Source organism: Spiroplasma sp. hyd1 (assembly GCF_016082235.1).
GTDB classification, from domain to species: domain Bacteria; phylum Bacillota_I; class Bacilli_A; order Mycoplasmatales; family Mycoplasmataceae; genus Spiroplasma; species Spiroplasma poulsonii.
The window spans coordinates 1-11,703 of the sequence record NZ_JXYY01000041.1 but is presented as its reverse complement, the minus strand read 5'-3'; the positions used below and the strand labels follow the sequence as shown (position 1 = coordinate 11,703).

The 11,703-nt window shown below is 24.7% G+C and carries 6 protein-coding genes; 2 read left to right on the top strand and 4 right to left on the bottom strand.

Going from position 1 to position 11,703, the window contains the following annotated elements:
- Positions 1-211: 211 nt before the first annotated feature.
- Positions 212-496: a hypothetical protein gene (locus TS70_RS04790; protein WP_198049562.1), complete on the bottom strand. Its 285-nt coding sequence runs from the start codon at positions 494-496 to the stop codon at positions 212-214.
- A gap of 2 nt (positions 497-498) precedes the next feature.
- A complete protein-coding gene (locus tag TS70_RS04785) occupies positions 499-1,269 on the bottom strand; it encodes a ParA family protein (RefSeq protein ID WP_198049561.1) in 771 nt (256 codons plus the stop codon).
- Positions 1,270-2,073: 804 nt separating this feature from the next.
- Between TS70_RS04785 and TS70_RS08630 the strand changes: the two genes are divergently transcribed.
- Both TS70_RS08630 and TS70_RS04775 read left to right on the top strand, forming a co-directional pair.
- Positions 2,074-7,152: an ankyrin repeat domain-containing protein gene (locus TS70_RS08630; RefSeq protein ID WP_198049560.1), complete on the top strand. Its 5,079-nt coding sequence runs from the start codon at positions 2,074-2,076 to the stop codon at positions 7,150-7,152.
- A gap of 554 nt (positions 7,153-7,706) precedes the next feature.
- Positions 7,707-8,542 (top strand): IS5 family transposase gene (locus TS70_RS04775; RefSeq protein ID WP_105628856.1). Its coding sequence is split into 2 segments (ribosomal slippage): positions 7,707-8,103 and positions 8,103-8,542, totalling 837 coding nucleotides; the frame shifts between segments, so codons are not numbered across the junction.
- Positions 8,543-8,662: 120 nt separating this feature from the next.
- On the opposite strand, the gene TS70_RS04770 is transcribed toward TS70_RS04775, so the two are convergent.
- Both TS70_RS04770 and TS70_RS04760 read right to left on the bottom strand, forming a co-directional pair.
- A complete protein-coding gene (locus TS70_RS04770) occupies positions 8,663-8,857 on the bottom strand; it encodes a hypothetical protein (protein ID WP_198049559.1) in 195 nt (64 codons plus the stop codon).
- Between the two features lie 1,995 nt (positions 8,858-10,852).
- Positions 10,853-11,703 (bottom strand): TraM recognition domain-containing protein (locus tag TS70_RS04760; protein WP_232332485.1); only part of this gene is annotated, 851 nt, incomplete at its 5' end.

Sequence of the window (11,703 nt, the reverse complement as noted above, 5' to 3'; positions counted from 1 at the left end):
TATTAGACAATTTAGTATCACCAAATTTTAATTTGTTTTATTTAATAATTTTTTTATTATACACTAGATACATTCTTGTATCTAGTGTATTTGTTAATATGAGATAAAAATGTAAAGGTTGATATTTGATACAATTGATATTTAGTAGCATAGGACTTTAACTAATACCAAAGACATAAAATATCTTGGTAAGCAAAATTATAACATAAAGTTATAATTGGTCGATAATTTGTTCTAATAATTCCGAAACCGACAAATTATATTCATTAGCTATTTTTTTGATTTTATTAATTTTATCCGGTCTAATAGATAGATTAAGATATTTTTTATTTAGTTTAGGCTGATTTGGTTTTAATTGTAGTTCTTTATTAATAGTTTTAGTTATTTGTCCAGAATTAATATGCACTAAATTTTCTCTAACTCCCAATAAACTTTCTGCTAATTTTTCTGATTTGTTTAAATTAATATTAGATTTAAACAAATTTTCTTTTGCCATTTTTATATCACTCCTTTTTGTTCTAATTCAGCAACAATATTAAAATATGGGTTTTCATCTTTTTTTAAAGTTTTAATAACGGGAATTCCCGTTATTTCACTAGCTTTAAAAACTTGTTTTTTTCTAATCTCTTGTTGAATTAATAAATTATTTAATGAACTATCTTTTAAATTATCAATAAAATCTTTTGATATTGTATAAGTATCAAAATTATTTAATATAATTGCACTTATATTATTTTTGGTATTAATATAATTAACTATATTATTTCATTGTTTATTTATTGTTTCAATTGCTCGTCACGAATGAATAGAATTATCCGAAACCAAAATAATCGTATCAGCACTTAAATAAGCATTAACATTTGTAACATTTAAACTTGGGTTGGTATCAATCAAAATATAATCATAATTAGTTTGTAAAAAGTGCGCATTTTTTTGTATTGTATTTTTTAATTTTTGTTCACGGCCAAATTGACTAGACAATTTTATTTCTAGTTCTGACATTTCAATATCGGTCGGAACAATATTTACATTTTCAAAATTAGTTTTAAAAATTAAATCGGTTATATTATTATCTTTGTCATTAAATAAATTAACTGCTCATGGTTTATCAATATCTAATTTAAAGCATTGCGTTAAGTTTCCTTGCGGGTCAAGGTCAATCACAAGGATTCGTTTCTTTTTTTCTAAGGTAAGAAAACAAGACAAATTAAAAGTAAAATTCGTTTTGCCAACTCCACCCTTTAAGGCTCCAATAGTTATAATTTTCATATTTTATTTTTCCTTTCATTTATTACGCGTGCAAGTGTACTTGCAAATATAATAGCACATTTAATTATAATATTTGTAATAAAATAAGTAAAAATAAGTTATTTAAGAAATTTATTTTTATTACCATATTTTACCCACGAAAATAACGTTCGATGCACCACAAACGACGATAACCAAACAAGCAACAAAAAACCCTTATAAAATAATGGTTTTAAATAGGGTACTAAATCAAATTATTCAGTTTAAATTATTTTATTTACTAATCTGGGCTCGCGGTGATTTTCATAATTTTATGAAAAATACCTTAAAGTTTAAAAAAACTTTTGCCGCGCTTTTCAAAATCCTTGGGAAAAATTCTAAGCGTTAAGCGAAGAATTTTATAAAGGTTCCAAAATTTGTTTGAAAGAATCTCAAAATCTTTTTTAACTTGTAAGTCATTTTATCACAAAATTTCAGAAAATCAACCGCTCACCCAAAGGTAAAATGTGAAAACCATATGTGAAATTATTAATTATTTTTTATCAATTAAAATTTGATATAAAAATTAATAAAATCAAAAAAATATCGCTCTTTTAAATATTTTTGATGCTATAATTAAATTTGCCTAAAAATAAATTTAGGTTATTAGCAAAGTAAAATAAAAAATGAAAATACAACTCACAAAAATTTATATTTTCATAATTATAAATTAACAAAATAATACTGTTTTGTCAAATTATATTTTGAAAAATAATAAATTTTCACTTTTGTTGAAAATTTTTTTTAATTAAATTTATTTTGTAAAAAAATGAGGAGAAACAAAAAATGAAAAAACTTTTAGGATTATTAGGAACAATTATGATAACTGGAAATGCAATACCATCAATCGTTGCAGCAGCCCCCAATCGAAAACACAGTATTAAAAAAAGACAAAATAACGAAAATACCTCAACTACTCCAAAACCGCAAGATGACAAACAACCTCAATTTTCAATAACTTCAGATAGTAAAGTTGATATTATTGAAAAAGAAATTACTTTAAATGAAAATTATTCTGATAATATTCAAAAAATGTTACAAGAACTTATTGATGAAAATTATATTAATCCACTAAGAAGCATCAATATGGGTGGACTTGTAAGTAAAGAGCTTGATAATAAAACAATTATTTCTAAATTAGAAGAATTTGAGCCTAAAGTGGCCAATTGATTTAAAAATCAACAAAATAACAAGGATAAAATATTAATATTAACATTAAAAAATAGTAATAATGAAAGTGTTAAATTAGTAATTAATTTAAATAACCTTTACTTATTAGGATTTATTAATAATCAGAATCAATATTTTTATTTTAATGATGAAATTTTAAAAATAATAGAACAAATTAATCAAGAAGAAATCACAAAGCTTAATAATTTAAAGGATAAATTAAATAATTTAAAAGAAAATAATTTTTTATCTAATGAAAAAAAAGTAAAAGAATATTTGCAACAAAAAAATGAAGTTATTCCTCTTAAAACAAAAGAAAAAAATAATAAAAAATTAAATTATAATAATGAATTAAATTCTTTGAATAAAAAAATTATTAATTTACGGGGTGAAAATTTAAAAGATGATGAAGAAAAAATTAAAACTATAAATAATACAGTAATTAAGAAATATAATTATCAAAAGATTAATTTAAATTATACGGGAGCATATTCAGAAGATGGATTAAATGTTGTAATAAAACAAAACGAAAAACCAGAAGGAAAAGATATTTTTATTTCGCAAGATACTTTAAATAATGCAATTGCAAATTTATCAAAATATGATAATAATAAACAAGAAAATCAAACAATAAAAGATGATTTAGTACGAATGATTTTTATTACAAGCGAAGCCATTAGATTTCAATGTGATGAAAAAACTTTAAATATTTTTGTAAAAATCGAAAATATTTCTGAAATAACAAAAATAATAAACAATACTAAAAATATATTAAAAAATATTCAAGAAAAAATATTTGATAAAAAAGAAGGCATAAATTGAAAAGATTATACTTCTCAATTAAGAGGTGATTGAAAAAAATATTCAGAACAATTAAATAAATTTAGAATAGAAATTTGAAACAAATTAAATGAATTTAAAAAAATTTTTAATTTTATTGGTGATTCAAAAAATGAAATATACGAATATATAACAACAATGGAAAAAATTAATGTTTCTGAAGAAGGGGTACAACTTTTACAAAAAGAACAAAAAAATAATTTAATTCAAAAAATGGAAACAAACGGTTTAAAAAATTATGAAAAAATTTTTAATTCATTACATAATTTAAAACAAAATGTTTTTAACAAAAACAAATTGGGAGAAATAATATTTTATAATTATGAAAATTTAAACTTAACAATTTTACTAAATAACTTTGATTTAACTAGATTTTTAGTTGTTATTGGTGCTGATGTTAATCTTCAAGATGAAAATGGTCGTACTCCCTTATTTGTTGCAACATCTATAAATAATCCAGAAATGGTTCAATTATTACTTGATAATGGTGCTGATATTAATCTTCAAAATAAAAATGGAATCACTCCTTTAAATTTTGCAGTAATTAAAAAAAATCTAAAAATGGTTCAATTGTTACTTGATAAAGGTGCCAATGTTAGTATTCAAAATGAATTAATTACTTTAATTTCTGAAATATTTTACAATAAGGAAGAAGATGATTTTAGTGAATTTGATAATTCTATACCTGAAGTTGCTGATGATAATCTTCAAGATGAAAATGATCGTAATTCTTTGGGAAAAAGCGATTGATTTATTGACCTTATTTTTAGAAGAAAATTAATATTAAAAATGCAAGATAGTTTTAAAATGGCTAAGATTTTAATCAATAATGCTGCTGATGTTAATGATCAAAAGAAAAGTGAATTAATTTATTTAATTTATGAAAAATTACACAATGATGCAAAAAATGATAAGTTTGATACAAAAAATATTTTTTTAGATAGTGTAAAAGGTTATGATTTAGGTGATATTAATACTATTCTTAAATTAAGAGAAAATATTCAGATTAAGTTAGCTTTTAAAGATAGTAATGGTCATGAGATAAAAAATAATCCAGAAATAGTTCAATTATTACTTGATAAAGGTGCTGATGTTAATCTTCAAAATAAAAATGGTGATATTCCTTTAATTACTGCAATAAAAAACAATGATTTAAAAATGGTTCAATTATTACTTGATAATGGTGCTGATATTAATCTTCAAAATAAAAATGTTGATATTCCTTTAATTACTGCAATAAAAAACAATGATTTAAAAATGGTTCAATTATTACTTGATAAAGGTGCTGATGTTAATCTTCAAAATAAAAATGGATTAATTCCTTTAGATTATGCAATGGATAGAAATAATAAAGAACTAGTTCAATTTTTAATTGATAATGGTGCTGGTGTTAATATTAAAGATTGATTTGGTTGTACTCCTTTACATAATGCAATAATTAAGGATAATCTAAAAATGGTTCAATTTTTAATTGATAAGGGTGCTGATGTTAATATTCAAGATTGATTTGGTTTTACTCCTTTAATTACTGCAATAAAAAACAATGATTTAAAAATGTTTCAATTTTTAATTGATAATGGTGCTGGTGTTAATATTCAAGATTGATTTGGTTGTACTCCTTTACATAATGCAATAATTAAGGATAATCTAAAAATGGTTCAATTATTACTTGATAAAGGTGCTGATGTTAAATTTCATAATAAAAACGGAGACGCTATTTTAATTACTGCAATAAAAAACAATGATTTAAAAATGTTTCAATTATTACTTGATAATGGTGCTGGTGTTAATATTCAAGATGAAAATGGTCACACTCCTTTAAATTATGCAATATATGGAAATAACAAAGAACTATTTCAATTGTTAATTGATAAAGGTGCCAATGTTAATATTCAAAATAAAAATGGTCACACTCCTTTAATTACTTCAATAGATAGAAATAACAAAGAACTATTTCAATTATTACTTGATAATGGTGCTGATGTTAATATTCAAGATAAAAATGGTCACACTCCTTTAATTACTTCAATAGATAGAAATAACAAAGAACTATTTCAATTATTACTTGATAATGGTGCTGATGTTAATATTCAAGATAAAAATGGTCACACTCCTTTATCTGTTGCAAAATATCTAAATAATCAAGAAATAGTTCAATTGTTAATTGCTAAAGGTGCTAAATTAATAGTAAACGAAATTTCAAATGATAATAATGCTGTTAGCGATAATAAAAATCCTGTTGGAAGTAAAAAATCAAATAATGAAAATCAAAGATATGATGTTCTTCCCGATGGTAGTTGTTTGTTTTGAACTGTAGCAACATCTTATTTATTACCAGTAAGAAATAATAATGATGAATTTAGAGCACGATTTATTAAATTATTCGGTGAACAAGAATTACAAAATTTATTATATGTTCAAAATTTATTACAACAATTTAATTTAGAAAATAATAGAGATTTAAATCAATTGTGATATCAAAATCAAACAGCAAATAATTTAGTAACAAACGTGTTTCGTAATCGTGTTGTTGATTATATACAGTCAAACTTAAACATGATTACAAATCGTGGAAGCGAATTAACATTTAGAAATCTTATTCAGGAAAATAATGAAATTGATAATAATTATTTAGATAGAATGAGAGAACCATCAACATGAGGCGGTACACCGGAGATATTAGCAACGACTAATATGTTAAATGCTAATATTAGTGTAAATAATGATATCCCGTATCAACCANTTAATCAAAATTCAAATAATACAATAAATATATTCCATGTTAATGGAAATCATTATAATTTTGNTTTAGAAAATCAAATACCACAGACAGATGCAGAATATAAAAAAAGTACTGGTGGTGGTTGTTTAACTGAAGAAGATAATGATATTGAAAATAATAGTTNATNTTTAAATTTTCCACAATTAAAAAAAGATGAATATCATTTTATTNATCAAAAAANAGAACAAAATAGTTTAAAAAATGATGAAAATTTAAATATTTATTTAATTAAAAATGAAAATAAGGTTATAAATAAATATAATTCTCTTTCAAAAGAAGAAAAACAACAAAAATTAAATGAAATAAATCAACATTTTCAAACATTATCTGAAAATAATAAAAAAGATTTTATTGATAAATTAAAAGCAATTGGTACATCAGCAATTGGAGCCGGAATTAGTGGCGTTGGAACAAAAATAACTGTTGGTGGTTCAACAAGCACNACTATTGGNGCAGAAGCAACAGGAGAAGNTATTGAAATGNCGCCNNTATTATCAGAAGGAGGTTTAACAGCAGCTGAAACTTTATCAGTTGCAGAAGGAACCGCAGTTGTTGCTTCAGAAGGGGCTGTTATTGGTACTGAAGCTGGTGCTGCTGCAGCTTTAGCGCCAGAAACACTAGGTTTATCATTAGTAATTGGAGGATTAGTAATTACCGGCACAGCACTAATTTGATGATTAAATCATGACAACAATGATAGGCCAGAAGCAGTTAAAAATGAATCACATAATCAATATAATGAAGTTGAAAAATACTATCAATTTTTATCTCATGATCAATTAAAATTAGATATTAATATCAATACATGAGATAAAATTAAACAAATTTATCAAGCAAACAAAGATAACTACGAAGGATTTAAAGAACAAATTAAAGCAACAATCACTAGTTTTCATAAAGAAGATCATAGTGGTTGNGGNGGATCAATCACTGATGAAGATACTAANACTTTAATTAATATTATTTACAGTCATTTTCAAGAAATTAATACTCATTTTACCAATAACCCTAATCACGGTTGAAAGATTGTGACAAACACAATAGGTAGTTATTTTATAATTGAAGAAGAATAAAAATAAAAAAANNCAACAAAATTGACATTGTCAAATAAGTTNNTTTTTTATTTATTTCAAATTTCGTANNTGTGTNGNGNNGGATAAGCACCNATANTGTTAATTTGATTTTNAATTCAAGTAGCGAGAGTTTGCGTTGGTGTAATTCAATGAATTTTACCACCCGCAACAAGTCACTCGCGCAAGTTAATTAATTTCGTTCTGAAACGGTCAGGGGACTTGCGGGTGCGTTCAAACTCGACATAAATTTCACTATCATCGCTTTTGGTGATAATTAAATCGGAATAAACATTCAAATTGAAATTTTCCATTTTGAGCTCACGCTCGGTTTGATAGTGTTCGATGTCGGTTTGTGCAACAAGTCATTTTATTAACATATCTTGGTGTTGTAATTCGTAATAATTTACTTTAATACTTTTTTTATNAACTCGNCCTAAATGACTTTGTGCTTTACTAGTTAAAGTATAATAATTTTTCTTGGGCAATAGACTTCTTGCGATACCCTTTTTTATTAAAATATTATTATAAAATATAATTTATGAGGACATAAAAATATGAACAATAATAAATTTAATACTCTTAATGATAGAGAATGGTTAAGATTAACAGGAATAAAAAAATCCACTTTTAATAAAATGTTAGATATTTTAAAAGTTGCTGAAATAGAAAAATTTAAAAAAGGTGGTAAAACTAATAAATTATCATTAGAAAATAGATTATTGATGACTTTATTATATTGACGAGAATATCAGACTTATTTTCATCTTGGTAAAAGTTTTGATATTAGTGAGGCTAATTGTTATCGTAATATTAAGTGAATTGAAGATATTTTAATTAAAAACTCTGATTTTCAACAACTTGCTGGTAAAAAAGCACTAATAAATGATTATTTTAATGATAAAACTATTATTATTGATGCTACCGAAACTCCAATCCAACGCCCAAAAAAAGACAAAAACAATCTTATTCTGGTAAAAAGAAAAAACACACGATCAAAACACAAGTAATTATCGAACAAGAAACCAAAAAAATTATTGCAACAAGTTTTTCGCTCGGAAAAAAACATGATTATGCTTTATTTAAAGAATCAAAAATCCCAATTTTAAAAAATACCAAATTAATAGTTGATAGTGGTTATCAAGGAATACAAAAAAATCACAATAATGTTCTAATACCTACAAAGAAAACAAAGAAAAACCCTTTAAACAAAGAACAAAAGCAATATAATAGACTAGTTTCAAAAATGAGAATTATTATTGAAAATATTTTTGCTATTCTTAAAAAATTTAAAATTATTACAGAAAAATATCGTAATCGAAGAAAAAGATTTGGTTTAAGATTTAATTTAATTGCCTCAATTTATAATTTACAATTATTATATTTAACATAAAATATTTATTTAAAATTAAATAATTTAAATAATAAATTAATTTTTCGTTGTGGAAAAATATTAAATTTTTAAATAAAAAACATAATTAATTAAAATTATATTTTTCTATTAGTATCTTTTTTACAAATATTTGCAATTTTTTAACAAGTAATGCAAGAAGTCTAATGTATCCACATTCAGCATTTTTAATTTTACTAATTTTTCTTTTTGCAATTGAATTGTTTTAATATTTTTGCTTAATAACAAAGCGACTTGTTCTAAATTTAAATATCCTCAGCGATTAATTATAATTAATATTTTTTCTAACTCACCCATAATATATCAACTCTCATTACCAACCACTTTTGTTATGTTAACAGGGTGGGGTTTTTTCTTTTTTCGGTTCGCTTTTTTCTTTTAAGGGCTTGGGCAAAAAGAAAAAAGCTAACCAGGTAGTTTTTTAATGGTTTTATTTTTTACAGCAAATACAACCATTAAAAAACTACCACTGATGAACACAAACATTAAGCCGAAACCCCGTGCTATCAACANCGTTGGGAGTGCGGGGTTTCGGGTGCTTGGCGTGCCAAAATGCTTTATGTTCAGCAGCATAAACAATAATACTAATAAGTTTTAAAACTTATTAAATACTTAATATAATTATATATTAAAATTAACATAATTTAGTATTTTTTAAATAAATTTAGTAGTAATTTTATTTAAAAAATACATAAAATTTATCAAATATTTTGTTTTGATATAATATAGGAATAGTTTTGAAATTATATTGGAAGAAAATGAGTGATAAAAAGCGGTGTTTTGCCAAACAGTAAAAATGATATGATGAAGACCATATCTTGGTGTTGTATTCGTTGTCTTGCTACTCGTTGGTTTTATGCAAGCTCTTGTGCTTTGGTGATAGGGGAGTGAATAACTCGGTAAGGGATTAGTCTAGGTTGTCTAATTCCACTAGTAACTGTTCGAGTTCTTCTTCGGATAATTTTGGTGGATCACCCTTGTTTTTTTCATAGTGTGTGTTAAACTTATCTACAAGAGAATTATTTTTTCNTGNTNTNNTTTTANNTNNATTAGCAGAATGTTTGGCTTTGATTGAAGCTTGAAATTCTGCTTTTNNTTTNGCCATTGCTTNTAGTTCNGTTTGATATTTTTTATCAANGTCAGNTAAAAATTCTTCGCGGTTTTTAAATTTACGAAGACGAGGTTCAACTGCTTGTCATTTTTCAAATTGNCGGTGCANNGTATTTAANNGATGNAATTNATACATATTGGTTTTAATCATNGCNTCATANCCNGTTGNTTTAATGAGTGTTCCATCAGCATAATAAATATGATATGTGCCAAAAACTCGAACACCAACATTAAATCAGTTAGGGTCTGTTTTTGTCATAAAAATATCTTTTTTACCAACACTAATAAAGTTATCACCAACACGGACTTTATTAGATAGCAGAGTATGTTTATAAATATCTGATTTATGAACAAAAAAGTTGCACATGTGTTTTTGATTATCTAACTGATTAAATACTTTAAACTTACCACCACGAGGTAAGTCAACAAAGTGATAATTGACTTGCTCTGTTAATTGTAATTCTTGCATAATATATATTCTCCTTTCTGCGGTTTTAACCGTTTTTTAACCCCATATCAGCGTTGATATTTTCCAAAATGTAGAAATAATATTCTTTTGGTTTTTTTCAACGCTAATTTAAAGTTAAAAATTTATGATTTATACTTTAAATAAAAAATAGGTAGAATGACTTTTTTATCATTCTACCTATACACAAAAATTAAAAAATGTTATAATTTAACTGACCTACCAAACGGTGGGGGTTAAATTAATAAGCCCTAGTTAAGCGGTTTTCCTGACCGCTTAATAGGTGTATAGAAGAATGACTCCGTAGTCATTTTTCTTTGTTTTTATTTAGTTGTGTTTATTATAGCATTTATTTTAAAAAATGTGTTTTATCATCTCACTTTCTTAACAAATAAAAAGGGAAATAACAGACCGCTATTTCCACAAACAAAATTATAATAATTGATATAACATATTCTACGAGAAATAAAATATGTTAAAATTGTCAGTGGAAACACAGTACTTGTTCAAAATTTGTTGTGTTTCCATTTTTAAATTGTCCTAGCGTTTTTAACGCTAACAAATTTATTATATAGCAAATTCAAAAAATATTCAAATATTTTAAAAAACAAAAACACCTTATTTTACTAAGGTGTTTTCTATTGACACATTTACATATGCTATTCTCTTTTTTTGGTCAAAGCCACAGAAAGCAGTTATCTTTAAAAGATAACTATTTACATTATATCATTTTTATTTATATTTAATTGTTGAATTAAGTCATCTAAACAAGTGGGGTCAACTTGTATTTTTTTAATAAATAACTTACCACTCGGAAGAGTGGTTTTTAAACAGCATTCCCCAACTTTTAAAGTTTTAAGGTCATTCGGATGAACAATAAATTCATCGACCGAACGCACCGACCCCATATCAGCTGTGTTATTTTTAAAATCAAGTTGGCGAGTTAGTTTTTCGGTTTCTTGGGTACCAAAGACACTAGCGACATATTCCGCGGTGTTCGGGTCTTTCAATGAATGACAAACAATAGTGCTAACATTTCCAAAAATAGTGTCTGTTAAATTCATATTGTTTGTTTTTAGGTCGTTGATTGTTTGAAATGACAAGAAACATTGATAATTAAATGCTCGTGATTTATTTATCAAGTTGACAATCGTTTCATTCGCAAAAACATTAAACTCATCTAAAACAACATTAATTTTTTGATTAACTGGTTTTAGTGTAGTTAATTCTTTTAAATCTTGGATAATGATTTTACCAACCGAACCCGCTAGTTTAGGATACATCAACGAATTGATACTAAACAAAATCGTTTTATGTTTAGTAATCAATTCTAACAAAGTATTTTTATTGCCCAAACTATTGTTTAGTTGTGTGTTGTAAACATTTAATTGATTAAAAAGACCGTTAATGTCTTTTTCATCAAAATTTGATAATAACGAAAGATTATTATCATTAAAAGTAATTAATTTTTCTAATTGCTTAATAGGAAAGTATTTAACTAAATTATCAAAAGTAATAGTAATATTATTTTTTAAAAGTGTATCAAGCAATAATAACAAGTAATTAT